This window comes from Chryseobacterium sp. II3a (assembly GCF_057815135.1).
In genome coordinates, this window is record NZ_JBYPZJ010000012.1 from 30105 (window position 1) to 56509 (window position 26405).

Genomic DNA, 26405 nt, shown 5'->3' on the forward strand with positions numbered 1-26405 from the left:
TCATTTAAACAAGTATTATACTGATTTGATGATCTTCACTAATAACTAATTTTATTTTATCCTTTCATTTTTTAATAACCTCATTATTTCACTTCATTGGCTTTTGCTGATAATCAGGATGTCCTAGTTGCCAAAAGGCGAAAGCAAAAATATCTGAAAGGTTTGAGTGTGCATGAAGAGCAGTTGTATTAACTGCATGCCCACCTTCATAATCTATCTTAAGTAAAACAGGATTTTTTGATGTATTATTTGCCATTAATTTAGCTGCAAATTTCACAGGTTCCCAGGCAAGTACTCTTGGATCATTTATTCCTCCAGTTATAAATGTTGCAGGATATTGTACTCCTTTATTAATATGATGGTAAGCATCCATTTCTAACAGACCTTTAAATTCTTTAGGATCTTTTAAGGTTCCATATTCATCCACATTACTTGCAATACTAAGCACATCCCTTAATGTATTGGTTATTGGCAACTCTAGAATAGCTGCTTTAAATAAATCAGGTCTTTCTGTTATAGCCCTTCCAACTGTAATTCCACCTGCACTTGCTCCCCAAATACCGATCTTATTTTTTGAGGTATATTTTTCTTTTATTAAATATTCTGTACAGTCTATTAAATCCCTCCATGTGTTAGGTTTTGTTTCTTTATAACCACCTAAACGCCATTTCTCTCCTTTTTCTCCACCACCTCTTACATGGGCAATAGCCATAACACCTCCTTGATTTACCCATAATAGATAAATGCGGGAAAAATATGGACTGTAGGAAGCTCCAAAAGAACCATAGGAATCAATTAATACTGGATTATTACCATTACGTTGTATATTTTTATTATATATGAGGGACAATGGTATTTCTTCCCCATCTCTTGCCTTTACAATTACTTCTTTTACTTCAATATCCTTAAATTCAACATATTCCATAATAGGAGCTATATTTTCAGCAACAAAAGAATTTGTTTTTAGATCATATCTAAAACGCTGTTCCTGGTTTGCCCATCCGGAGCAATTTATCCAGATATCTGAATCATCTTTTCCCTTTGCTTGTAAATTTATATTTCCTGATGGATAGGGCAACTTAATTGAAGTATCTTTACCATCTTTATATAGATATAGCTTAGCCTCTACTCCATTTTTGGTTGTTGTGTAATAAATACCATCTTTAGTAAGCCGATACTGCCCTATAACTTCATCTTTCTTTTCAGGAATTAAAATTTCAGGAGTTCTAAAATTTGGTTTTTCAAGATTCGTTTTACAGAGGGTATAATTTTGAGAATTATATTGAGACAAAAAAAACAACTCATTATCAATAAGTTGTAACGATCTCACTTTATCTTCTTTATTATAAAGAGGTTTCCATGTTTTTTTACCTTGTAGTAAATCTTTTTTGGAAATTATAAATGTTTGCCTGTAATAATTATTATCAACCAACATTCCAACATAATACTTATCATTAGAATCTAAGATAATAGGAGATTTTTTTTCATCCATTTTTAATTCAGGATTATTATTAGCTGAAAAAACTTCTCTCAATTCTTTAGGATTGGTTCCAATTTTATATAAAATAGCTTTCGTATTTCTATAAAAATCAGGGGATTTGGAATCATTAACAGGAAAGTATGTATAAAAAAAACCAGAATCATCATCCAGCCACTTTATTCCTCCTATACCTGCAGGAGTCGTACTGGTAATAATTTCAGGATGGATATATTTATCCTTTACATCCATTATAATAACTTCAGCTAATTCTTTTCCTTTTTCAGCCATCGCAATGGCTACTTTGTCTCCAGTTAAGCTTGGGCTAATATAATTAATGACAAATTCATGGTTTGTGTCAGAACTTTTGAAATTGGCAGGATTATAAAGAAGTTCTTCTTTTCCTAAAAAGCCCTTCCGATAATAAAGTTTAGCAACTTTCTCATCTCCCGTTTTCTTTAAGTAAAAATATTTATCATTATTAGTAATTTTTAAATCAGATACAGAGTACCCTTGCTTCTTATCAAGCTCTAATCTTTTTTCCAAATAATAATGTCTTTTAGGGATTTTATTAAGAATAGAATTGGTATACTCTGTTTGAGATTTCATCCAATTCATTGTTTGTTGATCTTCTAAATCCTCTAAATTCCTATATTCATCTACTATCCGGATTCCAAAATATTCATCCGTCATAGGAACTGATGGAGCTGGATTATTTTTTTGAGCGTTCAAGGAAATATTAAAAACACAAATAATGATAAATATTAATTGCTTCATGGTCTCACAATGATTGTATTTGGAGGGATCTGTGTTGGTGGTTCTTCTCCAGTGTTAAAATTCACCATCTGGTTACCTCCGTTACCACCATTAATTGTTTTCATATCGTTAATTTTCATTATTTGTATTTTTTTCAACGATAATTTTTTTTCTTGTTTGATTATTTTCTTCATAAAATTATACATAAGATTTTAAATACAAATAAAAAGAATATTTTTCAATTTTACACTTAAAATGTACTATAGATTTATAAATCAAAATTATAAAAAACAAAACAAAGTAACTAAATATCATAACCTTACATGTAAATATATTGATTTTTCAATGATAAGAGACATTAGTAAATAAAAATGTAAATTTGTTTTGTATTTACAAAAATAATGAAATATATAGTCTTAATTATATTATTATTAACCAACAGCTTGGCAAGTGCTCAAAAAAACAAATTTAGTAATTTATATGAATTTACTTATCCGGAATTAAAGAATAAGTTCTATGACTATTATGACCAAAATAAAAATTCAGAGGCCAAACAAATAGCTAGATATTATCTACAAAAAGCTAAAAAAGAAAAAAACACTCTCGAAATAGCAGAAGGCTATGTCCTAATACATTTTTATGAAGATTTTCCAACAGCCCTCAAATATCTTGATAGTTTAGCAATCATCACAAAAAATATAAAGGGAAATTTATATCCTGCCAGGACCTATTTGAGCAAAGGAAATCTATATTATAAGCATGATAATTTAAAAGCTGCATTGGATAATTATATTTTAGGGCTTAAATACGCAAAAGAGCAGCACGACGAAAAGCAAATAGCCTATGCCAATATGAATATTGCCTATATCAATAGTTATATAGGTAAGAATAAGGAGGCGGCTAAAATATTCAGGTATTATCTATACCATGGAGATAGCATCACAGATGATTATCAACATACTCAAATGCGCATAGCCCTTATAAGCTGTTATCTTGAGATTAACAAATTAGATTCTGCTAATTTGTTAATTAAAGAAGGACAAAAGGCTATTCTATCAGGTAAAAATAAATATGACCCTAATCTATATTCTTATTTAGCTGGAACTTACGACCTTAAGTCAAAAGCTTACAATACAGCAATTACCAAACTTTCAAATGCTTATACTTATTTTACCAATAATAATGAAAACATCAATGCTAATTCTGCCCTTTATAATTTAGGAAAGGCTTACCAGGGAATAAAAAATGAGGAAAAAGTTACAGAGACTTACATTAAATTAGATTCCAATGTACAAAAATTTAATATTACGTTTCCTGAACTCCGTGAAGTTTATATATATCTTATAGATTATTATAAAGGAAAAAATAATCAGCAAAAGCAACTTTATTATATTGACCGCTTTCTAGCAATTGATAAAAAACTCGATGAACAGATTCAATATCTTTCTACAGAAATCCCTAAAAAGTATGATACTCCTAATCTTCTACAGGAAAAAGAAAATATCATCGAGGAATTAAAATTTAGAAAAACAGTGCTTTATATTTCTATGGGAGCACTTCTATTGATACTTCTATTCATTATATATTTATACTATAAATCTAAGAAAACAGAAAAAGAACAGAGAAAAATTGCACAAGATTTAATCAGTTTGGTTGAAAAGAAAAATATTGAGGAGAAAAAGACAGATGAAGAACATGAAATTGATGATATTGAAGTAACTGATATACTTATTCCTCAGCCTATTGAACAAGATGATAAAAATTCAAAAAACATATCCGAAGAAGTTACTCAGTTTATATTACAGGAATTGAGAATATTTGAATCCAAAGAACTCTTCTTAAAAAAGGGAATTACGTTAGCCAGCTTAGCAAAAAACATAAAAACAAACACTGCCTATTTATCTGAAATAATCAATACTCATAAAGGAAAAAACTTCGCAAGTTATCTTAATGATCTGCGCATTGATTTTGCTTTAAACAGATTGGTAAATGATAAAAAATTCCGTTCCTACAAATTATCTGTTATTGCTGAGGAGCTGGGATACAATAATGAGCAGGCATTTTCTTTGGCTTTTAAGAAAAAAACAGGCACTACGCTCTCTACATACATTAAAGAGATCGATAGTTTAAAAAAACCTCAAAAAGCTCATAACTAACTAAAATACAATCTATTGAATCCCATATTTTTATAGATCTATCAGCATAGATTTATAAATTTAAAATTCAAAAACTTTTTTAATAATTTGTACTGGTGTATGTTTGCTCCAGGTAAAAACACAAACTATAAAAGTTGACCAATACCTTCCCAAGCCAAGGATATATGGCCAACTAAACTAATACCATTTAAAATAGAATTAACAAGAGTTAGTGATCCTAATCCCACAGATGTGCTAAATATGAATGTAAACATTAACCATGAAAACTTTTACATAGCATCTGTGGGAAAATGGAATCAATAAAAAGCTTCTATTTGATATTTTACAATTCTATGTATAAATAACATCAAATTAAAAAGCAATAAAAACATTAAAAATCAAATACTTTTGTTTATTTCTTTTATAGTTCTATATGTATAGATTATAAATTTAAAATCCAAAAGCTTTTTTAATAATTTGTACTGATATAAGTTTTGCTCTAGGTAAAAACACAAAATACAAAAGCAACCTTCCTAAACCAGGGATATATGGCTAACTAAACTAATACCATTTAAAATAAAATTAACAAGAGTTAATTATCCTAATCCCACAGATGTGCTAAAATGAATGTAAACATTAACCATGAAAACTTTTACATAGCATCTGTGGGAAAATGGAATTAATAACGACTTCTATTTGATATTTCATTTCAGGCTTATACTATACTTACCAGATAAAAATGCTTTTTCGAGCTAAATCCTGTAAAATAAAATATTGAAATTCAAACTATATCTACCAATAGCACATTATATCTCACTAATAAAAGAAAAATATTTTTGTTAATTTAAAACATCTGTGTATTTTAGATGAAAATATTAATATGATTTTTGATAAACTAATTAACTACCTAAAACTTGATAAACAGGAATTTATTTTCCAGTTTAATTCTCATCCCAATTATCCGTCAGCATTAGCTTTCAGTGATACATTAAACTTTTTGGGAGTAAAAAATGATGCCTACCAGCTTGATAAGGAATATTGGGATGAACTTCCGGAAGAATTCATCGCTATTGTTGATAATGCATTTTCACTGGTAAAGAAGTCAGGAAGTAATTATTCTGTCTATTCCGAAAAAGCAAAAACATTAGATAAGGAAGAACTATATAAGAACTCTACTGACTTTGTTCTTCTGTTTGAAAAGACTGAAAATGCAGAAAATAAAACAGCTTTTAATTTCAAACCTGTATTATACGCTATTTTTGCAGTAATTCTTATCTATTCATTTGTGTTCCAGGGATTGTTTGAAGCCATCTTTAATCTTCTTTCATTAGCAGGTGTTTATATTTCTCTGGAGATATTCAACCAAAAATTTGGAAATACGTCCACGGTTATAGGAAGTATTTGTGGAGCAGCTCCTGCTACGCAAACAGCTAATTCCTGTGATAGGATTATCAAACAAGATAAAACCAGTATTTTAGGGTTAAAGTTTTCTGACTTTTCACTGATTTACTTTACCGGGCTTGCTGTATTAGGCTTATTTTTACCAGCTACAGCTTATATTGTAAAAGGCTTCACTTTCGTATCTGTGCTGGCTATTGGCTATTCTTTATACATTCAGGCATTTGTTGAAAAAACATTTTGTAGAGTTTGCCTGCTAATTATCTCCATTCTGGTTGGGCAGCTAGTCATCAGCGCTTTCTTTTTTCAAAACCTTTCTTTTGGAATTGGGGCACTTTTACTAACCGTAATTTTATGGGCACTTATATTTTCAGCAGTAATGTATTCTAATACTCTTCTTGAGCAAAAAGAAGAACTTCAAAAATCCAATGCTAAAAATCTTCGATTCAAAAGAAATTATGAACTCTTCAAAAGTCAGTTATTAGAAAAGGATAAAATAGAGTTTCAGGATACTGAGACATTTTCGGTAGGAAAAAAGGATGCAAGACTTCGTATTTCCATAATTTCCAATCCTTACTGTGGTTTCTGTAAAGATGGTCATAAACTGGCAGAAAGTCTATTAAAAAAATATCCTGATGATGTTTCTTTACAAATGAGATTCAATTATACTCCAGAAAGATCCAATGAAAAGTATAATGCATTAATCTCAGATCTTGCCTATATCTACAACAATAAAACGGAAAAAGAATTCCTCCACGCTGTAGAAGAATGGTTTGAAACGAGAGATGAAAGTAAAGTCAATATTCTTTCCGGAGGAGCTGTTACCTCAGAAAACCTGAATCCATTGATTCAAATGACTGTAGAAAATAGCAATGCAGGCCTTAACTTCACTCCTATTCTTGTGATTAATGGATATCAGTTCCCTGAAAAATATGACAGAGAAGACATCGTATTCTTTGTGGATGAATTAATAGAAGACGAAGAAATATAATCATAGCAGGTGATTCAAAATTCACTATCTTAGGAAAAATAAAAGCGGTATCCGAAAAGCTATAAAAGAGTAGACAAACCAAAAACTATTTATTATGAAAAACCTAAAAAAACTTTCAAGAGAAGGCCTAAGAACCCTGAAAGGCGGTATTACTGAGGAATGTGCCAGAATTCAGTCTGAAGCAAGTTATTGCGAATCCAAAATCAACCCGCCTAAAGAGGGAGCAATAAATGCATGTAACAAATGGTGCTACTACTAGCCTGCCATTTCATTGAATTATAATATTGAATAAAGTAAAAATGTCGTCAGAATATGACGGCATTTTATAATGATTATTAGTTTTGAAGAAATTTCCTTTTTATAAACAACCAGACACTAAAGACTGTGGACCCACATGTCTTAGAATTGTAAGTAAATATTACGGCAAAAGTATATCCCTGCAACAAATCCGGGCCCTTTCTGAAACTACTCGTGAAGGAAGCAGCCTTCTTGGTTTAAGTGACGCTGCTGAGAATCTGGGATTCCGTTCATTGGGAGTTCAGGTCGATTTCAAAACCCTTGTAGAAGAGGTTCCGCTTCCGTGTGTTGTACATTGGAATAAAAACCACTTCGTAGTTGTTTATAAGGCCGATAAAAATAATAAGATATATATTTCTGATCCCAGCTACGGACTGATTACCTACAATCAGGAGGAATTCATCAAAGCATGGATCGGCGAAAATGCTAATGAAAACACTGAGGAAGGAATAGCCCTTATCCTGGAAACAACACCAGCATTCTTTCAAACCGAATTTGATAATGAAGAAAGTAAAGCCAGCTTTTCTTTTCTTTCCAAATATCTTTTTAAATACAAATCGCTTGTTCTTCAACTTGCAGTAGGACTTCTTGCAGGAAGTTTACTATCCCTGGTATTCCCTTTTCTTACTCAGAGTATTGTAGATGTGGGGATACAGAATCAGGATATTAACTTTATTTACCTGGTCCTGCTTGCCCAGATTATGCTATTCTTTGGCAGAATGGGTATTGAGACCATTCGAAGCTGGATTCTTCTCCATCTCTCTGCCAGAATCAACATTTCGATTATTTCCGATTTCTTTATCAAACTAATGAAGCTTCCTATCAGTTTCTTTGATACCAGAATGACAGGAGATATCATGCAAAGAATTAACGACCATCATAGAATAGAACAGCTTCTAACAAGTTCTTCATTAAATACTCTGTTTTCCTTGGTCAATCTGATTATCTTCAGTATTGTCCTCCTATTATATGATTACAGGCTTTTCATTGTTTATCTTGTAGGGGCAGTTGCTTATATCGGATGGATCAGTTTTTTCCTGAAAAAGAGAAAAGAATTGGATTACAAAAGGTTTTCCCAGGTTTCTCAGGAACAGAGTAAAGTTATTGAACTCATCAATGGAATGCAGGAAATTAAAATGCATAATGCTGAAAAGCAGAAAAGATGGGACTGGGAATTTCTCCAGGTAAAATTATTTAAAATCAGAATAAAATCATTGTCTTTGGAGCAATGGCAATCTGTAGGAGGAAATTTCATTAATCAGATGAAAGATATTCTGGTAAGCTTTCTGTCTGCAAAATTAGTATTAAGTGGAAACTTAACTTTAGGGATGATGCTTTCTGTACAATATATCATTGGACAGCTAAACAGCCCTCTTCTTCAGCTTATTGATTTCATTAAACAAACTCAGGATGCCAAAATTTCCCTTGAAAGATTGGGGGAAATTCATGATAAAGAAGATGAAGAAAATAAGGATGAGCAATATGCTATGGAAATTCCACAAAGAGATATAGAAGTTACGGATATGTCGTTCAGATATATTGGATCAGATGTTCCGGTTTTTGAAAATCTGAGTCTTACGATTCCTTATCAAAAAACAACAGCCATTGTGGGAGCCAGCGGAAGTGGAAAAACTACCCTATTGAAGCTGTTGATGAAGTTTTATGAACCTGATCAGGGAGATATTAAAATAGGAAATACAGCATTGAAAAACATTTCACCACGATTCTGGAGAGATCATTGCGGAGTAGTAATGCAGGAAGGCTATGTATTCAATGATACCATTGCCAATAACATTGCTGTTGGTGAAGATCATATCGACAAAAAGAAACTAAGACGTGCTGTAGAAATAGCCAATATCAAAGAATTTGTGGAAGGTCTTCCGTTAAGTTACAATACAAAGATCGGAAACGAAGGAGTTGGAGTCAGTGGCGGACAAAAGCAAAGACTTTTCATTGCAAGAGCCGTTTACAAATCTCCTGAATATATTTTGTTTGATGAAGCTACCTCCGCCCTAGATGCCAATAATGAGAAGGTCATTATGGAAAATCTTGAACAATTCTTTAAAGGCAAAACAGCTGTCGTAATCGCCCACAGGCTTTCCACCGTAAAACATGCTGATAAGATTATTGTACTGGACAGAGGAAAAGTAGTTGAAGAAGGCAGCCATGCTGAATTGGTAGACTTACGCGGTGAGTATTACCGATTGGTAAGAAATCAGCTTGAATTAGGAAATTAACCATAGAGAATCATATATAGCGGAATCCGAAAAGCTTATAGAGTAGGAAATTATAAAACATCTATTAATTATGAAAAATCTAAAAAAACTTTCCAGAAAAGATTTAGTTTTTGTCAGTGGCGGTGTAGTAATTCCGGATGACAATTGCTGTGGATCATGGTGTCTGGGCAGCTGGATGCCATGTCGTATGCATCATATTGCATGTCCACCAGATGCAGACACTTCACCACCATCTTGGTATGACGGGACTTGCCCACGTATTTAAACTATCTTCCCCCTGATATTGGGGGGAATTTTACCTCAGAAAACAATGAAAGAAGACGTTTTAGATAATATTGAACTCCGTTCAGAAAGTGTACAGGATATTCTTACTCAACCACCCAATTGGATGATCCGTTGGGGGAATACACTTATATTCGTAATCATCCTGCTCATTTTTGTAATGAGTTACATCATAAAATATCCGGAATTTGTACCGGCTCCTATTATAGTAACTTCTCAAAATCCACCGGAAAAGTTAGAAGCAAGAATCAACTCCAAGATTGAGAAGATATTTATTAAAGATCATCAGGAAGTAAAAAAGAATGACGTACTGATGGTGATGTTGTCTGCTGCTAATTATAAAGATGTTATTGCATTAAAAAAACTAGTAGACTCTATGTCCCCTAATCAGCTCAGCTCTTTCCCTGTTGCCCAGACTTCAAGGTTTAAATTAGGGGAACTGCAGGGAGAATACAACAGTTTTGCAAAAGCCTTTCAAGATGAGGAGCTTTTTACAAGGTTACAACCCTATGCTCCAGAAAACCTGGCTACCAATCTCAGTCTTTCTGAATCCAGAGCAAGAATTATCACTTTAAAACAGCAAAAAAATCTGGAATCAGCCAAATATGACCTTACCAAAAAGAACTTCCAACGATCTCAGGAGCTATTCAATCAGGGAGTCATCTCTGCAATGGAACTTGAGAATGAAAAGATTAAATATCTGCAGGCTCAACAGAACCTTGAAAACATCAATATTTCCATTTCGCAGGCTGAAGAGGGAGTTTCTAACCTCAATAAAACTAAAAGCGGAACTGTCATCAATACGGAAAAAGACAAAATCAATTATTCTTCACAAACCTTACAGCTTTTTGAGCAGTTAAGAAAAGCATTAAAACTTTGGGAACAAAATTATCTAGTTATTTCATCTACAGATGGAGTTGCCAGCTTTCAGCAGTTTTTTGGTGAAAATCAGTTTGTAAAAGCTGGAGAAGCTATTGTATCTATTCTTCCTAAGAATAAGGAAAAATTAGTAGGTAGAATGTCCGTTCCTACTGCGAACTCCGGAAAAATACATCCTGGGGAAAAAGTATTAATCAAACTGGATAACTACCGCTTCCAGGAATATGGAATCGTGGAAGGAAAAGTTCAGAATATATCACTTATTCCTGATGATAAAGGAAATTACTATGTAGATGTGATTTTACCAAAGGGATTAAAAACAAGCTATAATAAAAACCTGAAATTTGATAAAGAACTTAGAGGAAGTGCAGAAATTGTCACTGAAGATCTACGACTTATTGAGAGATTCTTCTATCAGATCAGAAAACTATTAGGTTACCAGGCTTAGTAAAAAACATTACATCGAAAAAAAAGTCGTTTCTCAATCATGGAAACGACTTTTTTATTTCCACAAGAATTTACTACGTTATATTCTAAGGGCTACCCGAAACGGTAAGCAAAAGAATATTTGAAAAATGAGGTTATTGTATAAAAAAGAAAACAGCAATCATGTATTAATGATTGCTGTTTTTTGTAGCGAAGACGGGAATTGAACCCGTGACCTCAGGGTTATGAATCCTGCGCTCTAACCAACTGAGCTACCTCGCCGTTTTGGTGGTGCAAATATAGAAAAATATTTTCATCTGTATCCCATAATAACGAGAATAAAGTTTAAATATCTTTTTAAAGAAGCAAAAGAAATAAACATGCTGTTCCTCAAAATAAAACTGAAGCGTTTTGATCACATTTTTCCGGATCAATCTTAAAAGTTGGGGATGATATTGTCTGTATTTATGGAGTTTAATTTGACGCAAAGTTTTTAGCATCTTATCTCATACTTTTAAGGGAGCAAAGAATGGAATCAATTTCATTGATATTATCTAAGCGAATGTCTATTCATAAAGCTTCTTCAGCGACGAGGCCGCAATTCTTAGCTTCCTAAAATAAAATATTTGAATTTTCTTTCTTTGCGATTAAAATAATTTATTTCTTTGGCGAAAGATATAGATTTTGTAATGATCCCCAAGTTTTGTACCTGATCCCAGATTTTGTGCTTGATCCTGAACAACTATAAGGGAAAATCATTTGAAAAATAAAAAGCGTTGTACAAAAAAGAAAACAGCAATCATTAATAAATGATTGCTGTTTTTGTAGCGAAGACGGGAATTGAACCCGTGACCTCAGGGTTATGAATCCTGCGCTCTAACCAACTGAGCTACCTCGCCGTTTTGGTGGTGCAAATATAGAAAAATATTCCTTACCTCCAAAATTATTTTACCATAAAATATTCTAAAACATTTCCAACATGATCTGGTTTATTGATTATCTTATTATTAGCATCTAAAATAAAATATGTTGGAGTAGCATGAACATTATACGTATCTACATAACTGCTGTTCCATCCCCTCAATTCTGAGTCATTGATCCATGGAAATGCAGCAATCTTTTTAGAATACGCATCTTTATCAACATCTAAAGACAGCGCAACAATTTGAATATTTTTTGCTTTCAAATCATTGTATTTCTCCAATAGCTTAGGTAATTCACTTTCACAGTGTGAGCATGTAGATGACCAAAATACAATGACTTTTTTATCAGCTTTCACATCATGAAGTGATTTTACTGTAGTATTCGTTGCCGATTGGAACTTATAATTAGGGAATACAGCTCCCATTTCTATATTAGCATTGGATTTCAACGTAGAAGCCAATCTATCATTAATGGTGCATTTAAGATTCTTTGCTAAACCAAGATATTTGGTTTTAAAATCATCCATCTGATATACATCAAAAATATCTATAAGCTCAGATAACACAGTCTGCCCTCTCGGAGTTTCTACCTTTAAACGGTCTAAAAGCTTATCTACAGAAGCTCCCACATTAGCATTGCCCCCAGAGTTCAAATAAGCTACCAATAAAGGTCTCAGCAATGATGAACTTTCAAGCATGTCATTGGATTTATCCAGGAAGTTGATAATTTCATCCTGATCCGCTTTTTTAGCTCCATCTACAGGATTTCCCAGGAACTTGCTGTAATTGGTATTATAATAAGCTATAAAAGGATGTTTAGCAGGATCAATAGAAGAAGATGTACCGGAAAGTCTACCAATCTCCGCTTTAAGAGCTTTTCCAAAGTCACTATTATCTTTATAGTATTCTTTAATCTGAGATAAAGCAGGAAGAATAAGTTCTTTCTTTTGAGAACCTTCCTGCTGCTTGCTCATTAACTCATTGGCTTCATCCAGGTAAGCAACATCCTTTACTTTATTATTCTGAATATCCAGTTTGATATTTACATTCTTATTTTCAGAAATAAAGCTTACAGTGTTATTGGTTGTGGGGAAGTAAATCTTCATCATCCCCATGTAGTTATTTGGATATTTAAACGTCCAGGTATTATTCTTACTTTGTTCTTTGGTTACAATAATATCCTTTGAACCGTTTAATGTATATAGAATAGCTTCTTGTTCTTTAAAATCTGCGGGTGTTTGAACAGTAACTGTAAACTGAGCTTGCAGTGCAAATGCAGCTAAAACCGCAGATAATGTATAAATCTTTTTCATAAAGTAAAAATAAAAAAACTCTCTGATTAATCAGAGAGTTTAATATTATTTTAATAAAATTTTATGCTTTTATAGTCTTATATTTCTTTGTGTAGAAGGCAATGAATACAATAGCTACTACTACAAGTAAATATACATACATATCAATGGGTGATGTAGGTGCACCTGAGCCACCTCCCCCACTACCTGCCTTCGCTACCGCATCCGGAGCTGGCGCTGGAGGAATACCATTGTTTTCTTCTGCGTAAGCAAATGATACCACAAAAAGCAAAAGAGCGGATACTAGTTTATTTATAGTTTTCATATTATTTATTTTAAGATTTTGGTGTTAACTACTACTCCTTTATCAGAAACCACTTTCACAACATAAGTACTCTTCACTGAACCATCAAGTTCAATCACAAAGTCTTTAGATGCATCCACTGCTTTCTTAGAGATGATAAGTTTACCACTCATATCATAAACTTCAATATCTGCTTTTTTCCAATTTTTATCAAATCTAACAATATAGTTGCTAACCGCAGGGTTATATACAACCACTGTTCTGGAAAGTGATAAGGTATTATCTTCTTTAGTTGCTAATGAACCTCTGTCAGGTGCTCCGTAATATAGCCCATAAGTTTTAGACATTACAGGGATAATGGCACCTTGTTTTACTTCTTCTACATTACCATTGGCTGCTTTATAATAAAAACCAGTTCCGGATGATAATTGATGACTTCCATTAGGAATCATAGAAGTATTTTCTCTTACTTCAAATTTGTAAGAAACAATTTGTTGAGTATGATTAGGCTCATTATAATCAAAGCTATTTAATACAATTTCTTTTCCTAGGAAATCTTTTTCATTAGCCTCATTAATATATAATGAATAGTTGGGAACATAATTAGGATCAATTCCTCCAGTCATTTTTTCTTCGTAAGTAACAAAACTGTTATTATCAGAAGCAGCCTGTATTGTATTCGTTACAGAATTTTGATGTCCCGTGGTAGCATGTGGAGACACAACAAAATAAGTTCTTCCTAACTCATTACCATTAGCATCCAAACCAATTACTCCTAATTGTTTCACAGTTCCTGTACTATTACTAGCTACTTTACTAGCAGCAACGTTATAGTCTGTCCCTTCTACTCTTGCAGTATTGCTAAATCTTCTCAGCGTGTTGAAGTTTAGTGTTTGAGGACTATTATCTCTTAATTTTATAATGAAGGTGCCCATAGGCTTCACCATAAGATTATTGATATCACCTATTGGCATACGAGTAACAGGATCAAATGTCATAATCAGAGGATTAGTAAATGAACTTCCTACCCCATTGACATATTGTACGGTACCTGGTGAATATTGAACACCCCAGATATTGGTAATGTTATTTCCATCTGTAACTGTACCTGATTCTACATATCCAATTTTTGACAAATCAAGATTTGTGAAGAAAGGGTTACCAAATTCATAGATATTCTTACCATATGTTCCTGTCCAAGAACTGGCAGTAGACTCATATTGATCAAATAAATAAGATTGATACTGTTCTGTATAAGCATTCGTGTTCGTACCATTCAGTCCAAAGTCTAAACCATTACCTGCATTAACTAAATTAACAAGAGGTTGATTGGTAAATGCTTTACCCGCAAGGTTATAAACCCCACTAGCACCTGGCGGATTACTAAGATCAAGGTTGTCATTATTTGACCCTAACATATAGTATCCGAAAGGTTGAGTAGCAGTACTCCAAGGAGCTTGGGTTTCACTCACAACAGTGTTGTTGTTCCACTTTAAGATTTCATTCTTAGACCATCTGGTAGAACTAAAATTCTTATTAAGCTCCGAAGAAAGGCTGCCTAATAATTTGTCATAGAAAGGTAAAGCAATCTGTTGATAAAAATCTCCAGTACCGTGCTTACCCGTTCTGTATTCTTTGTTCACAACACCAGAAACATTGGATTGGGATAATCCATCGATGTACAACTGTCCATATGTAGAAGTTGCATAGCTGGCAGGAGTATTCAATCTTAAAATGATATTTCCACCGTCAGTTTTATCTGAACCAGTAGCAGTAATCGTTTTAAAAGCATCTCCGGCTGCACCTACAACCATTACATTTCCGTGTACATCCAGAACACCAGTATCTTTTGTCTGTACACCTCCACCACTAAATACTAGGGTGCCTTCGCTCACATACATATTAGCACCAGTGTCTACATGACATAATATCTGCGCCTGAACAGAATAACTGATTGCTAAAAGACCTATAGCAAATAAACTTTTTCTCATTGTATAAATTATTTGTGTGTTAATACAATCTTCACCCGCAAAGGTATTATTTTTTTCTTTAAAAAAAAAACTTTTTATCTATTAATCAAAATATTATCTTCCGTTAACACAATCTTTTTCTCCTCTCCGATTGAAAACATATAGTCTTCCAAGACTTTTTCTGTAGTTCCTCTAAGACCTCTCGCTCCTAATCCTTTTTCAATGGTTTCTTCTACAATTTTTTCGATTGCACCGTCTGTAATTACCAAATCCGTGCCATCCATTTTGAAAAGTTCCACAAATTGATTCACGATTGAATTTTTAGGCTCTTTCATAATTCTTACCAAGGTCTCTTTCGTGAGTTTATCAAGGTAAGTGATGATTGGAAATCTTCCTAAAAGTTCGGGAATTAATCCGAAAGAACGTAAATCAATTGCATTAATATTTGTTAATACATATTCATCTTCATCCGTTTTATTGATTTTTTCGGAACTGAAACCAATAGCCTGCTTATTCATTCTTCTTTCGATGATTTCTTTGATCCCGTCAAAAGCTCCGCCGGCAATGAACAGGATATTCTGAGTATTCACCTGAATATATTTTTGGTCAGGATGTTTTCTTCCTCCCTGAGGCGGTACGTTTACAATACTTCCCTCCAACAGTTTCAGTAATCCCTGCTGTACTCCTTCCCCGGATACATCTCTTGTGATACTTGGATTGTCTGATTTTCTTGCAATCTTATCAATTTCATCAATAAAGACAATTCCTTTTTCTGCTTTTTCCACATCATAATCTGCCACCATCAGTAATCTTGAAAGAATACTTTCAACATCTTCCCCTACATATCCTGCTTCCGTTAAAATAGTCGCATCTACAATACAGAAAGGAACATTCAGCTCTCTGGCAATTGTTTTAGCCAGTAAAGTTTTTCCTGTCCCCGTCTCCCCTATCATGATGATATTGGATTTTTCAAGTTCTACTTCTCTATTCTCATCCTGAGCGTGAAGTAATCTTTTATAATGGTTGTACACCGCAATGGAAAGCTGTTTTTTAGCCTGATCCTGTCCGATTACGTACTGATCAAGAAATACTTTGATCTCTTTTGGTTTTTTAAGATCTTCCATATTATCTGCAGGTGAATGACCTGATTTAGAAGCACTATCTTTCACGATAACGTGTGCCTGCTCTATACAATTTTCACAAATAAAACCGTTCTGCCCAGAAATCAGCATCTGTACTTCATTTCTTTTTCTTCCGCAGAAAGAACATTGGTTTGGATTCATATTATAATAATAATGTATATGTTAAAGAAAATCGTAAAAAATTACTTTTTTACGATTTTCTGTTTTTTAAGAATTAATAATTGAGTTTTGAATCTCTATATATTCTTCGTTCGTTAATTTTAGTCTTTCATTTCTGAAGTTCATGTCTTCCATCTTGTTTAAAGGAATAAGATGAATGTGAGCATGGGGAACTTCAAGTCCTACAACCGCTACTCCTACTCTTACACATGGAATTGCAGTTTTGATCTTCTTGGCTACCTCTTGGGCAAATCCCCAAAGGTTTTTGTATTCTTCACTTTCAAGATCAAAAATCAAATCCACTTCTTTTTTGGGAACTACTAAAGTATGTCCTTTCACCAAAGGCATTGCGTCTAGGAATGCGATAAAATTTTCGTCCTCAGCAATTTTATAAGAGGGAATTTCGCCATTGATGATTTTTGTGAATATAGTGCTCATTTTTATAAAAGTTAGAGATTAAATACTAGAAGTTTAGAAATGAAAAGAGTGATCAGACTATAGAGAAATGTCTAATACTTCAAAAGAAAGCTTGTTTCCGTTTGGTAAAGTAATTTCAGCTGTTTCACCTTTAACCTTACCTAGTAATCCTTTAGCAATCGGAGTGTTTACAGAAATCTTTCCAGATTTAAGGTCGCTTTCGTTATCCGGTACCAATGTAAATACCTGCTCCTGCTTCGTTGCATTATTCTTAAGTTTCACCGTAGTTAAGATAGAAACTTTTGAAGTATCTAATTGGCTTTCGTCTATAATTTTAGAAGTTGAGATAACATCTTTCAGCTTAGAAATTCTCATTTCAAGCATCCCCTGAGCCTCTTTAGCCGCATCATATTCTGCATTTTCAGACAAATCTCCTTTGTCTCTAGCTTCTGCGATCTGCTGAGTAATTTTTGGTCTTTCCACAGTTTCCAACTGTTCCAGCTCAGCTTTCATTTTCTCAAGGCCCTCCTTTGTTACATAGCTTGCCATAATTTTCAAAATTTAGTTTTAGTATAAAAAAATAATCCGACATTTGCCGGACAATGTTTTACGTGTTATAATCGTTTAATTTTTACAAATATATAAAAATTTAAATTGAAATGAAAAAAACTTTTTCGATATTATCTATTTTCATTTTATTGATTTTCAGTAATTTATCTATAAAATCATGTGGAAGCAGAGAAGATACGGTGAGCTGCTTTCCAAACAATCCAATCAATGTTACTTTGAATTTGAACCTTCCTGCATATAACGCTTTAAATTATGATGATGGCTGGATCTACGTCAATGAACAGCAATCAGGTACCCGGGGGTTAATCATTGTTCGTGTTGGAAATACCTTTAAAATTTATGATCGGAATGCACCTCACTTATGTCCTGATAATGGCACTACTCTTGAGGTAAAAGATAATATTGCTATTCTATGTCCAAAAGATGGAACCAAATGGATCCTGAGAACTGGCCAGCCGCTAGATGGAGCCAAAACCTCTCTTCCCCCTAAGACTTATACAGCTTATAATTATGACCCAGCAAGCAAAACTTTAAATATTTACTATTAGAATAAACAATGAAGATCGTTATACAAAGAGCCTCTGAAGCCAGCGTAAAAGTAGAAGGAAAAATCGTAGGTGAAATAGGGAAAGGACTCATGCTGTTGGTAGGTATTGATGAGAATGATGAAAAAGCAGATGCAGATTGGCTGGTACAAAAAATACTCAACTTAAGAATCTTTGGAGATGAAGATGATAAATTGAATCTTTCTGTAAAGGATATTTCCGGAGAAATCCTTTGCATCAGTCAGTTTACTTTGATTGCGGATTACAAAAAAGGGAATCGCCCCTCTTTCATTAAAGCAGCAAAACCAGATAAAGCTGTTCCGTTATTTGATTATTTTAAAGAAGAAATGGCAAAATCCGGACTAAAAACCGAAAGCGGTATTTTCGGAGCGGATATGAAAGTTTCATTAATCAATGACGGGCCCGTCACCATTGTTATGGATTCCATTACAAAAATCTGATTACAGATGAGCAAAAAGAATATTGTTATCGCTTATCTTATATTGACATTGATTTTCCTGAGTGAAGTTGTTTTAAATTTTAATCAATACAGCTATACCGGATATTACACAGACAAAATTATCAGCTGGCTCTGGCTGGCAATGACTGTTTTCATCATCATCAGACTTTGGAAGGAAAAAGCAATTAAGGTTTATTTTGGTCTTTTGATTGCCGGAATTATTTTGAGTATTCTCCCAATGATGATTCCTTTCTTTGCTCTTGTCAGTTATTTTTCAACTATTGACAGCTACCAGAGAATGCAATTAGATGATAATTATCGAATAGAGAGGCATCGTCCCGGAGCATTGTCTAAACCGCAAATCACGATTTACAAACAGGAAAGCATTCTTGAAAAAAGAGTCTGCAAAACACCTTACGTTGAAGTTTTAGAAAAAGTTTTACAGCTTCCCTGGGTTGATATTCCAAGTGAGAAAAAACAGGAACCTATTCAGGAGGCAAAACTTGTTAAAGCCAACAAAGACAGCCTTGGAATTGAATATAAAATTATGGATAAAAAGGAGGTTTTTTATCATAAAATCCACGAAGATCAATTTGAAGATTAATCGGATTAATCCCTCATTGTATTCAAATAAAGAAATACCTTTCAGCAAAACTGAAAGGTATTTTTTTATAAAAATGGCGGAAAATTATATGATAAAAAACCGCTCGTAGATTATGCATATTTCATAAAGCCCTTTAGGCAAAGAACAAACGAATTATTGAAAAATAAATTCACAAAAACGTGATTTGTTTTCATTTTATTATTATTTTTGGTATTATCCAAATTTATTCACAACCATTTAACAAAAATAATATGAAAACAAAAATCAAGTCCTTTATTCTCTTTGTATTCTGTTTTTTCCTTTCATTTGGCCAATCTCCAGCAGATCGCAGTGCTTCACAAAACGATCTTATCTATGTATGCTTTACAAAAAGTATCTCTTCGGAAAAAGATGCACTCAGTAAAAATCCTGAACTGGAAAGATTTGCAAGGGAAAATAGAATATCATTTACTTATGACTTAGGTTTCAGCAATGAAAAAATTAATGAAATGATCGCCAGCAGCAGATTGAACGGAAATTCCGGAGAGTCTGTTCAAAAACTGAAAAGGATATTCAGAGCGGATGTTCCTGTTCAATCTGCTGATACTTTTCAAAGACTTACTCAAACTCTTGAAAAATTCCCTGAAATAGAATACGTATCTGTGATGAGCAGTACTCCTGTTGAACCACCTCTTGTCAATATGTTTGTAGCAACACCTGATCTGGAAAACCTTCAAACATATCTGAATGATAATCCGGGAATCAATGCAAAATACGCATGGTCAAGAGGAATTACCGGACAAAATATCCGTATCCGAGATGTGGAATATGGTTTCTACAAAACTCATGAAATGCTAACGAATCAGAACTCCATTCAGCTGGAGCCTGGATATTCTCCTAATTCAGGATTAGCTAACAATAACTACCGCGATCACGGAACAGCTGTTGTAAGTATTTTAGGGTCTATAAAAGATAATATCGGCCTTACAGGAGCTGTTTACAATGCTTCAGAAATAAAAGGCTATATGGAATGGACTACTGTTGGATACAATAGAGCTTCGGCAGTAAGCAGATCAATTAATGCTTCTCAAGCCGGAGATATCATTTTATATGAAATGCAGACTGGTGGAAAAAATGGTGAATATTGTCCTGCTGAATATGACAGTGTGATCTGGGATCTTACAAAAGCTGCCACAGATTCAGGGATCATCATCATTGCAGCAGCAGGAAATGGGAATCAGGATCTTGATGAACCTTTCTATGCAACGTACAGGGCCAGAGGAAACAGCGGTGCAATCATTGTAGGAGCCGGGACTCCTAATACTACTCATTCTAAACAAAGCTTCAGTACTTACGGAAGTAGAGTGGATGTACAAGGATGGGGAAGCAGCGTTCTGGCTGCAGGTTATGGATCGTATGCAAAGTATGACAATGATAATAACAGAACTTACAATTATTTCAGCGGAACCAGTTCTGCAACGCCTACAGTAGCTTCTGCTGCGGTACTGATTCAGTCTTTTTACCGTCAGACCACAGGGCAGAATTTAAGTCCGGCTGCTATGAAAAATCTTTTGGTTTCTACAGGAATTCCACAGGGAGGAACTGATGTGAATAAAAAAATTGGTCCACTTCCGAATGTAAGAAATGCCATTTTACAACTGGAAGGTAAATCTACAGCTTCTGTTAAAGCCTTACCTGCTTTGGAAGTGAAAATTTATCCTAATCCATCCAGCAGCTATATCGCTATTCAGACTAATGAAGATAAAAAACTGGACATTGAAATTATCAATATGTATGGAAGATCAGTGATAAAAAGCACGGTTGCTTCCGGCGAAAGGATTAATATTTCAAATCTTCCTACTGGTCAGTATATCATTAATATCAATGAAGGAGCGAGACGGGTGGTAGAAAAGTTTACTAAATTATAGTGAAAAGGCGGAAAGTTGGAAGCATGAAGCCGGAAGTTACTTTTAGTTGTTCTGTGACTATAAGTAAGATAAAGTAGTTTTTGTAAAGTCAAAAAGTACAATTGCTATTCTTTATGACTTTGATAACTACCCATCTTTTAATTCAAAACAAAAACTCCTTTCATTGCTGAAAGGAGCTTTTTTGTCTTAACTTTTATAACAATTATTTCGCAGGAACGCTACTGAAATTAAGGGCTACTTTAATATTCATATCCGAAGAAGTCTGGTTCTTCAGCTCATACACTGTTCTTACAGTAAGTCCTGAACTTTTTACAATACTATCCAGAAATCCTGTATCATTCAAATCCAAACTCATACTGGATGAATTGGTGGATATGTTGGAACGGGACGCAATCAGCCTCTCTCCTGTTCCATTGGATGAAACATATATTTTAATCGTTTTAAATGCACTTAGATTTCCTCCTGAAGGAGATGCTACTGAAATTTTTGCATCAGAAATTCTTACATCTTTAATCTGTGCATTATTATTTCCCCCAAACCATGTTTGTACATTGGCAGCTGTTGCTGTTGAAGAAACTTCTTTATCTGCAGGAACCCCTGTAGAAACTAAAACATTCGTTGTATAAGGAAATGTATTCTGAACCAGCGACTGTACGGTTCCGCAACTTACAAGTACAGCTGAGGCGGCCATTGCTGTTAGAACTATATTTTTCATAATTTTAAATTTAAACTTCAGGTATTGATTTGCAGAAACTATACCAAATTGATTCTTCTTACTCAATACTTACGGTAAAATGACCTTTGGTATTTCCGGAGGCCATATTACTTTTCCCAATAATGAGCCATACTTCACCTTTTTCAGGAATTTCATAAGTAAGCTCTCTTCCGAATGGCCCATCATAATTTCCATTGGGAAGTTTTATTTGATTGAATCTGATATTGAAATCTTTTTCTTTTGTTGAAATTTTTGCTTTAATATTAGATTGTTCAAAATTGGTCAGTTTTAAAATCATTTCCTGATCATCATTTTTGAATTCTTCTCCCAATGTAAAAGGAAGCTGAGATGCATCAGCTGTTCTTATGATCTGCCCTTCTTTTTCACTTCTCATCACTCCTTTACGTAAAACATCCTTGGTAGCAGGAGCATTGTTAATAATTGAATCTTTTTTTCTCAATGCTGAAGAATCTGCTTTATAAACTGAGTCCGGCATTTCTGTTACAATGGTTGAATCTTTTTGGGATACATCCGTCACGGCAGGATCTTTTTTACATGAAATAATAATCAATGGAATTAACAATAAGCTTTTTTTCATAATAATTAATTTTAAGGAAGAAAAGAAAGGAAGCTGGAGGCTGGGAGATGGAAGTTATACAATTCACCCTACATCCGAAGTAATATTTTTTTTAAATATCCCGTCACATTCCATTTTCAATTCAATCCTGGTTAATCGGTTCTTTTTAAATGCTAAAATTGTTCCAACTCTTTTCATTGGTTTTTTTTGAATTGAAGAAAGTTTTTCATCATTATTCAATGGTTTGATAATAAATGATCTTTGAAAGGAAAGGTTTTGATTTTTCTATTTTAATTTTATTCTGAATGTCTCTTTTTAGTTTTGGGTTATTTTTTTCTTCCACATATTTCAACATACTCTTTTCACTGAAATTAACTGAACCAAAATGGTAATTAATAGCAAAATCGTTACGTTTCATATTCTGAGAAGTAATGAAACCTCCCCAGTTAATATAGCTGCATATCAGAATCGTTCCATAAAGATACCACGCCATTGTATTGAAAAGGAAGGCATTTCTTTTTTGTTTTTGAATTTTAATAAAGGTCAAACCAAGTCCCACCAGAGATAAAAGAAGGAATGCAAAAACACCCAGCCTTTTATAGGTAAAGGCATAATTGACAATATACTCATAGTTTTTGGCTGCAGCAGAGAGGATAAGAACAGCATTCAACACAATCCATACTTTAGCTAAAATTTTCAACAATTTGGCTTTAGGATCAAAATTGAAGCCTGATTTAAAATAAAACATGATCACCAGAATAGCCATCACAATAGACATAATCACTGCATTGACACGTTCATGGGTTTCTTCTGAGAGCTGAACTGGTGTTTTTGAAACTTCATAAAACTGTTCATAATTGTATGTGATAATGAAAAATACCAACAAAATATTCAGACAGAAGAAAGATATTACCCCGCTCATTCTTTCTGCATCCAGATCAAGGAAAGAATAAGTTGCCTTAGACTCCTGAGCGCTTTTCTGAAAGTCGTTATCCAAATAATGATGATTCTTGTAAATCAGTTTTTCAACAGCAAAATTCCAGAAATTAAAAGCAATAAAAAACCCTAAAACAGAAAGACAGAAAACCTGCCAAAGATTGATATCCAGTTCATAATCGGTAAAAAGAGCGACAAAATGATCACTCCCAGCGGCATAAATCCCAAAGAAAACAGAAATAAGAATGAGTGGAATGAGCACAAAGGCCACGATCTTCTGCCACATTCCAGGAACATTTCTTTGAGGCAGCCATTTCTCCAGCATAAATACCCGGCATATTGAAGTACAGCCATTGGTGATAAAAACAGGAATTAAAAAAAGGATTTTCATGTTTCTGTTCCTTGATTTATAAGCTAATAAAAGCAGTGAACTGGCCACTGCCAGGAATGACGGAAAGTCGCCATACCATGCAAATGCAATTCCCGAAAGTATACTTGTCCCTGTAAGCAAATAAAATACTCTGGTTTTGTTTTTTTGAGCCGTTTTAAAGAAATTCAGAATTGCATATAAAATTCCAAGAATTCCAAAATTCAGCCCCATGTCCTGATCATAAAATAGGATAACAAATAGCACTGTTGTTAGAAATATATAGTGATGTGTTTTCATGATAATAAATATTTAAAAATTAGATTATGAAAAATTGAAAATAATAAGAAGATATATTGCTGCAATTGGAATATTTGCCAGCAAAAGGAGAACAGAGTTTCCCGAATCTTTTCTTTCAGAAATGTCCATCAAGAAATGAAGCAACTCATATAAAAGTACTGTCATGTTCACAGGTATTGCAAAAATTACATAGATCAACCCACAAACAAATAAGTCGTCATTTCTAGTGATAAAAAATAATAAAAATAGAAATGTACCAAGACCAAAAGAAATAAAGAAAGTATATCTCCCGGCAGGGCTAAACTTTATATTTTCCATGTCATGTACTTTTTAATGTAAAACAACCGGATCTTTCTGCTGGATAAAATCTTTCAGATGTTCAAAATTCTGCCAAAGCAGACCTTCGAAATCCCATTCGTGGAAGGCTCTCATTGTCTGTCCTTTTCGATACGCTTTCATATATATCTTCATATATTCTGGTAGGATAAAGGTTCCCAGTACAATGGCTGCTAAAAGATGAGCATTGAGCTTTCCGTTTCCCAGTAAAAGATATTGCATCGCAATTTCATCCTCGAAGTGGGTTCCACAATCGGTAATCAGATGATGAACATCGTGGTTTTCCATTTTTGGGATCATTGAAAACCCATGTTTATGATAGAATTCTCCTAATTTTCTTCCTAACGAATCTTCCTGAAATTCCAGCAGCTGCCTTTCATTGAACTGCCATTGTCTCTTTTTCTTTTTAAAGTATTTCCTGTAGAGTTTTTGAGTTTTATCGTACACAAAAAGCAGAAACTGAACGCGTATTTTTTTCATAGTGTTATGTATTTAAAAGATTAGATTCCATCCTATGATGGCATAAAGAGCAGCAATGGGAATATTCCACAAAAGATATCCTGCTGATTGAAAACAGGTTTTACGTTTGAGCTTGTTGATCATTCCATAGAGCATGAGACCTGCTAAAACCAGAAGATTGAATATGGATCCATAAATGAGCAGCAAAAAACCAAAATCTGCGAATTTGAATTCTTTTGTAAGGATATATCCCAAAAAACAAATATTCCCTGCGAGGAAGAACAGTCCGAATATGGCTTTTCCTAAGTTTAAAATATTTCTTTCTGACATCATTAGAATAATTTAATTAAATAAACAGATCCCTATTGCTCCATACAGAGCTGCAATGGGAATATTGATTAAGAGTATACCAACTGCCTTTAAGCAGGCTAAAAATTTTGGCCGATATATTATACCATAAATCAAAAAAGATAAAACACACAATATATTTACCGGCACTCCGAAATAAACCAGCATATAACCTGCTCCAGCAAAACCTCCTTCCTTGGTTATTATCGCTCCTAAAAGAAAGATACTTCCCAACACAAAAAAGACTCCGAATATAGATTTTCCGAGATTGATGATTTCTTTGTCTTCCATTTAATTAATTATTTAAGCTTGAGTTAATGTAAAAACAGTGATTTCGGGGCGAACCATAAATCTTATTTGGAAAGAATGTCCGAGGGCACGATTGATATACAGCATTCGTCCATCTTTCAAGTCAATCTCTCCGGATACATATTTTTTGTTTTTCACCGGAAGTACGGGAGTGATAATACCGGGAATTCTACATTGCCCGCCATGAGTATGCCCACTTAAGATCCAACCCTGGTAGCCATTCCATATATCCAGATCACATGCATCAGGATTATGGCAAAGCACGATATTGGCTTTAGATGAATCATAGTTGGTCATCATTTCTGAAGGTTGGAAATGGGGTGACCATAGGTCTTCAAAGCCTATAAAATTTAAACCATGACTTTCGGCCTGAGTATTCCTGAGCATTGTAATACCTGAATTACTTAGCGTATCGCATACTTCCTCCGAGCATTCGGAATCATTCCAATTTTCTCCGTAATCATGGTTTCCTAAGATTCCAAAAGTTGCTGAAGTACCCAGCACACAGTTTTCCATTACTTTTCTTAAATCTGCTTGTTCCTGAGGAGTTCCACGATTTACAAAATCTCCCGTGTACACTACAAAATCCGGTTGATATTCTTTGGCCTTTTGGAAAGAGTCAATTAAAAAACTCCAGTCAAATCTCGCTCCTACATGCAAATCCGAAATCTGCATCAATATTTTTCCATCTAACGCCTTAGGTAAGTTTTTCACAGGAAGCTTTTTTTGAACAAATTCAACCCAAAATGGTTCTACCTGCCATGAATACAATCCTGGGAAAGCTCCCAACACTGAAACCTGTAGTATCTTTTTTAAAAATGTTTTTCTATTCATTATTACTATTTTAAAACAAAGAACTTTGAAATGCAAAGTAAAGATTCAAAAAA

General features: G+C 33.8%; 26 protein-coding genes and 2 tRNA genes. 10 read left to right on the forward strand and 18 right to left on the reverse strand.

The annotated features are described in order from the left end of the window. Positions 1–88: 88 nt before the first annotated feature. Both AC3HD6_RS21140 and AC3HD6_RS21145 read right to left on the reverse strand, forming a co-directional pair. Positions 89–2254, reverse strand: a complete 2166-nt coding sequence (locus AC3HD6_RS21140) for a prolyl oligopeptidase family serine peptidase (RefSeq protein ID WP_488898122.1) — start codon at positions 2252–2254, stop codon at positions 89–91. Further along, a complete protein-coding gene (locus AC3HD6_RS21145) occupies positions 2251–2373 on the reverse strand; it encodes a hypothetical protein (protein ID WP_262495828.1) in 123 nt (40 codons plus the stop codon). Before AC3HD6_RS21145 ends, AC3HD6_RS21140 begins: the two co-directional genes overlap by 4 nt. Before the next feature lie 261 nt (positions 2374–2634). Between AC3HD6_RS21145 and AC3HD6_RS21150 the strand changes: the two genes are divergently transcribed. The 6 genes from AC3HD6_RS21150 (at position 2635) to AC3HD6_RS21175 (ending at position 10900) form a co-directional block, all read left to right on the forward strand. After that, the gene (locus AC3HD6_RS21150) at positions 2635–4389 is read left to right on the forward strand and encodes a helix-turn-helix domain-containing protein (protein WP_488898123.1); all 1755 of its coding nucleotides are present in this window, start codon (positions 2635–2637) and stop codon (positions 4387–4389) included. An 859-nt stretch (positions 4390–5248) separates the two neighbouring features. Continuing rightward, positions 5249–6757, forward strand: coding sequence for a vitamin K epoxide reductase family protein (locus tag AC3HD6_RS21155; RefSeq protein ID WP_488898124.1), 1509 nt, complete (start codon positions 5249–5251; stop codon positions 6755–6757). A 94-nt stretch (positions 6758–6851) separates the two neighbouring features. Then, complete coding sequence (locus AC3HD6_RS21160; RefSeq protein WP_488898125.1) at positions 6852–7016, forward strand: bacteriocin-like protein; 165 nt, start codon at positions 6852–6854, stop codon at positions 7014–7016. An 82-nt stretch (positions 7017–7098) separates the two neighbouring features. Then, positions 7099–9291: a peptidase domain-containing ABC transporter gene (locus AC3HD6_RS21165; protein ID WP_488898126.1), complete on the forward strand. Its 2193-nt coding sequence runs from the start codon at positions 7099–7101 to the stop codon at positions 9289–9291. Between the two features lie 70 nt (positions 9292–9361). Then, positions 9362–9556 carry a bacteriocin-like protein gene (locus AC3HD6_RS21170; protein WP_123909037.1) on the forward strand — a complete coding sequence of 65 codons (195 nt, stop codon included), beginning with the start codon at positions 9362–9364 and terminating at the stop codon, positions 9554–9556. A 45-nt stretch (positions 9557–9601) separates the two neighbouring features. Beyond that, positions 9602–10900, forward strand: a complete 1299-nt coding sequence (locus tag AC3HD6_RS21175; protein WP_068938989.1) for an HlyD family secretion protein — start codon at positions 9602–9604, stop codon at positions 10898–10900. Positions 10901–11086: 186 nt separating this feature from the next. Here the strand turns inward: AC3HD6_RS21175 and AC3HD6_RS21180 are convergent. From AC3HD6_RS21180 to greA, 8 genes are all read right to left on the reverse strand, one after another. Then, positions 11087–11160: transfer RNA gene (locus tag AC3HD6_RS21180), tRNA-Met, on the reverse strand. Between the two features lie 543 nt (positions 11161–11703). Beyond that, positions 11704–11777 (reverse strand) — tRNA-Met (locus AC3HD6_RS21185). Positions 11778–11821: 44 nt separating this feature from the next. Then, the gene (locus AC3HD6_RS21190) at positions 11822–13114 is read right to left on the reverse strand and encodes a TlpA family protein disulfide reductase (protein ID WP_488898127.1); all 1293 of its coding nucleotides are present in this window, start codon (positions 13112–13114) and stop codon (positions 11822–11824) included. Positions 13115–13175: 61 nt separating this feature from the next. Beyond that, positions 13176–13418 carry a hypothetical protein gene (locus AC3HD6_RS21195; RefSeq protein WP_068938937.1) on the reverse strand — a complete coding sequence of 81 codons (243 nt, stop codon included), beginning with the start codon at positions 13416–13418 and terminating at the stop codon, positions 13176–13178. A gap of 5 nt (positions 13419–13423) precedes the next feature. Further along, positions 13424–15388 carry a T9SS type A sorting domain-containing protein gene (locus AC3HD6_RS21200; RefSeq protein ID WP_488898128.1) on the reverse strand — a complete coding sequence of 655 codons (1965 nt, stop codon included), beginning with the start codon at positions 15386–15388 and terminating at the stop codon, positions 13424–13426. Positions 15389–15462: 74 nt separating this feature from the next. Next, the gene (gene clpX, locus AC3HD6_RS21205) at positions 15463–16650 is read right to left on the reverse strand and encodes an ATP-dependent Clp protease ATP-binding subunit ClpX (protein WP_488898129.1); all 1188 of its coding nucleotides are present in this window, start codon (positions 16648–16650) and stop codon (positions 15463–15465) included. A gap of 66 nt (positions 16651–16716) precedes the next feature. Continuing rightward, positions 16717–17106, reverse strand: coding sequence for an HIT family protein (locus AC3HD6_RS21210; RefSeq protein ID WP_101240720.1), 390 nt, complete (start codon positions 17104–17106; stop codon positions 16717–16719). Between the two features lie 57 nt (positions 17107–17163). After that, complete coding sequence (gene greA / locus AC3HD6_RS21215) at positions 17164–17634, reverse strand: transcription elongation factor GreA (protein WP_068938932.1); 471 nt, start codon at positions 17632–17634, stop codon at positions 17164–17166. Positions 17635–17744: 110 nt separating this feature from the next. On the opposite strand from greA, the gene AC3HD6_RS21220 reads away from it, so the two are divergent. The 4 genes from AC3HD6_RS21220 (at position 17745) to AC3HD6_RS21235 (ending at position 21171) form a co-directional block, all read left to right on the forward strand. Beyond that, a complete protein-coding gene (locus tag AC3HD6_RS21220) occupies positions 17745–18203 on the forward strand; it encodes a hypothetical protein (protein WP_068938930.1) in 459 nt (152 codons plus the stop codon). Positions 18204–18211: 8 nt separating this feature from the next. Beyond that, a complete protein-coding gene (gene dtd / locus AC3HD6_RS21225; protein ID WP_488898130.1) occupies positions 18212–18661 on the forward strand; it encodes a D-aminoacyl-tRNA deacylase in 450 nt (149 codons plus the stop codon). Between the two features lie 6 nt (positions 18662–18667). Continuing rightward, positions 18668–19264, forward strand: coding sequence for a hypothetical protein (locus tag AC3HD6_RS21230; RefSeq protein WP_488898131.1), 597 nt, complete (start codon positions 18668–18670; stop codon positions 19262–19264). Positions 19265–19515: 251 nt separating this feature from the next. Next, positions 19516–21171 carry a S8/S53 family peptidase gene (locus tag AC3HD6_RS21235; protein ID WP_488898132.1) on the forward strand — a complete coding sequence of 552 codons (1656 nt, stop codon included), beginning with the start codon at positions 19516–19518 and terminating at the stop codon, positions 21169–21171. Between the two features lie 202 nt (positions 21172–21373). Here AC3HD6_RS21235 and AC3HD6_RS21240 read toward each other — a convergent pair whose 3' ends face one another. The 8 genes from AC3HD6_RS21240 to AC3HD6_RS21275 all read right to left on the reverse strand — a co-directional run bounded on the left by AC3HD6_RS21240 (position 21374) and on the right by AC3HD6_RS21275 (position 26352). Beyond that, on the reverse strand, positions 21374–21886 hold the full coding sequence (locus AC3HD6_RS21240; protein WP_488898133.1) for a hypothetical protein: 513 nt from the start codon (positions 21884–21886) through the stop codon (positions 21374–21376). Positions 21887–21944: 58 nt separating this feature from the next. After that, positions 21945–22484: a hypothetical protein gene (locus tag AC3HD6_RS21245; RefSeq protein ID WP_488898134.1), complete on the reverse strand. Its 540-nt coding sequence runs from the start codon at positions 22482–22484 to the stop codon at positions 21945–21947. A gap of 211 nt (positions 22485–22695) precedes the next feature. After that, a complete protein-coding gene (locus tag AC3HD6_RS21250; protein WP_488898135.1) occupies positions 22696–24066 on the reverse strand; it encodes a DUF4153 domain-containing protein in 1371 nt (456 codons plus the stop codon). Between the two features lie 24 nt (positions 24067–24090). Further along, positions 24091–24384: a hypothetical protein gene (locus tag AC3HD6_RS21255; RefSeq protein WP_488898136.1), complete on the reverse strand. Its 294-nt coding sequence runs from the start codon at positions 24382–24384 to the stop codon at positions 24091–24093. Positions 24385–24396: 12 nt separating this feature from the next. After that, positions 24397–24882, reverse strand: coding sequence for a Coq4 family protein (locus tag AC3HD6_RS21260; protein ID WP_488898137.1), 486 nt, complete (start codon positions 24880–24882; stop codon positions 24397–24399). A 12-nt stretch (positions 24883–24894) separates the two neighbouring features. Continuing rightward, on the reverse strand, positions 24895–25194 hold the full coding sequence (locus tag AC3HD6_RS21265; protein ID WP_488898138.1) for a hypothetical protein: 300 nt from the start codon (positions 25192–25194) through the stop codon (positions 24895–24897). A gap of 9 nt (positions 25195–25203) precedes the next feature. Beyond that, entirely contained in the window at positions 25204–25500 is a 297-nt protein-coding gene (locus tag AC3HD6_RS21270) for a hypothetical protein (RefSeq protein WP_488898139.1), read from the reverse strand. A 12-nt stretch (positions 25501–25512) separates the two neighbouring features. Beyond that, on the reverse strand, positions 25513–26352 hold the full coding sequence (locus AC3HD6_RS21275; RefSeq protein ID WP_488898140.1) for a metallophosphoesterase: 840 nt from the start codon (positions 26350–26352) through the stop codon (positions 25513–25515). Positions 26353–26405: the final 53 nt, after the last annotated feature.

What these genes read in the sequence shown, in the direction of transcription:
- AC3HD6_RS21140 (WP_488898122.1), bottom strand. Translation starts at nt 2,254, where the DNA reads ATGAAGCAATTAATATTTATCATTATTTGTGTTTTTAATATTTCCTTG.
- AC3HD6_RS21145 (WP_262495828.1), bottom strand. Translation starts at nt 2,373, where the DNA reads ATGAAAATTAACGATATGAAAACAATTAATGGTGGTAACGGAGGTAAC.
- AC3HD6_RS21150 (WP_488898123.1), top strand. Translation starts at nt 2,635, where the DNA reads ATGAAATATATAGTCTTAATTATATTATTATTAACCAACAGCTTGGCA.
- AC3HD6_RS21155 (WP_488898124.1), top strand. Translation starts at nt 5,249, where the DNA reads ATGATTTTTGATAAACTAATTAACTACCTAAAACTTGATAAACAGGAA.
- AC3HD6_RS21160 (WP_488898125.1), top strand. Translation starts at nt 6,852, where the DNA reads ATGAAAAACCTAAAAAAACTTTCAAGAGAAGGCCTAAGAACCCTGAAA.
- AC3HD6_RS21170 (WP_123909037.1), top strand. Translation starts at nt 9,362, where the DNA reads ATGAAAAATCTAAAAAAACTTTCCAGAAAAGATTTAGTTTTTGTCAGT.
- AC3HD6_RS21175 (WP_068938989.1), top strand. Translation starts at nt 9,602, where the DNA reads ATGAAAGAAGACGTTTTAGATAATATTGAACTCCGTTCAGAAAGTGTA.
- AC3HD6_RS21190 (WP_488898127.1), bottom strand. Translation starts at nt 13,114, where the DNA reads ATGAAAAAGATTTATACATTATCTGCGGTTTTAGCTGCATTTGCACTG.
- AC3HD6_RS21195 (WP_068938937.1), bottom strand. Translation starts at nt 13,418, where the DNA reads ATGAAAACTATAAATAAACTAGTATCCGCTCTTTTGCTTTTTGTGGTA.
- AC3HD6_RS21200 (WP_488898128.1), bottom strand. Translation starts at nt 15,388, where the DNA reads ATGAGAAAAAGTTTATTTGCTATAGGTCTTTTAGCAATCAGTTATTCT.
- clpX (WP_488898129.1), bottom strand. Translation starts at nt 16,650, where the DNA reads ATGAATCCAAACCAATGTTCTTTCTGCGGAAGAAAAAGAAATGAAGTA.
- AC3HD6_RS21210 (WP_101240720.1), bottom strand. Translation starts at nt 17,106, where the DNA reads ATGAGCACTATATTCACAAAAATCATCAATGGCGAAATTCCCTCTTAT.
- greA (WP_068938932.1), bottom strand. Translation starts at nt 17,634, where the DNA reads ATGGCAAGCTATGTAACAAAGGAGGGCCTTGAGAAAATGAAAGCTGAG.
- AC3HD6_RS21220 (WP_068938930.1), top strand. Translation starts at nt 17,745, where the DNA reads ATGAAAAAAACTTTTTCGATATTATCTATTTTCATTTTATTGATTTTC.
- dtd (WP_488898130.1), top strand. Translation starts at nt 18,212, where the DNA reads ATGAAGATCGTTATACAAAGAGCCTCTGAAGCCAGCGTAAAAGTAGAA.
- AC3HD6_RS21230 (WP_488898131.1), top strand. Translation starts at nt 18,668, where the DNA reads ATGAGCAAAAAGAATATTGTTATCGCTTATCTTATATTGACATTGATT.
- AC3HD6_RS21235 (WP_488898132.1), top strand. Translation starts at nt 19,516, where the DNA reads ATGAAAACAAAAATCAAGTCCTTTATTCTCTTTGTATTCTGTTTTTTC.
- AC3HD6_RS21240 (WP_488898133.1), bottom strand. Translation starts at nt 21,886, where the DNA reads ATGAAAAATATAGTTCTAACAGCAATGGCCGCCTCAGCTGTACTTGTA.
- AC3HD6_RS21245 (WP_488898134.1), bottom strand. Translation starts at nt 22,484, where the DNA reads ATGAAAAAAAGCTTATTGTTAATTCCATTGATTATTATTTCATGTAAA.
- AC3HD6_RS21250 (WP_488898135.1), bottom strand. Translation starts at nt 24,066, where the DNA reads ATGAAAACACATCACTATATATTTCTAACAACAGTGCTATTTGTTATC.
- AC3HD6_RS21255 (WP_488898136.1), bottom strand. Translation starts at nt 24,384, where the DNA reads ATGGAAAATATAAAGTTTAGCCCTGCCGGGAGATATACTTTCTTTATT.
- AC3HD6_RS21260 (WP_488898137.1), bottom strand. Translation starts at nt 24,882, where the DNA reads ATGAAAAAAATACGCGTTCAGTTTCTGCTTTTTGTGTACGATAAAACT.
- AC3HD6_RS21265 (WP_488898138.1), bottom strand. Translation starts at nt 25,194, where the DNA reads ATGATGTCAGAAAGAAATATTTTAAACTTAGGAAAAGCCATATTCGGA.
- AC3HD6_RS21270 (WP_488898139.1), bottom strand. Translation starts at nt 25,500, where the DNA reads ATGGAAGACAAAGAAATCATCAATCTCGGAAAATCTATATTCGGAGTC.
- AC3HD6_RS21275 (WP_488898140.1), bottom strand. Translation starts at nt 26,352, where the DNA reads ATGAATAGAAAAACATTTTTAAAAAAGATACTACAGGTTTCAGTGTTG.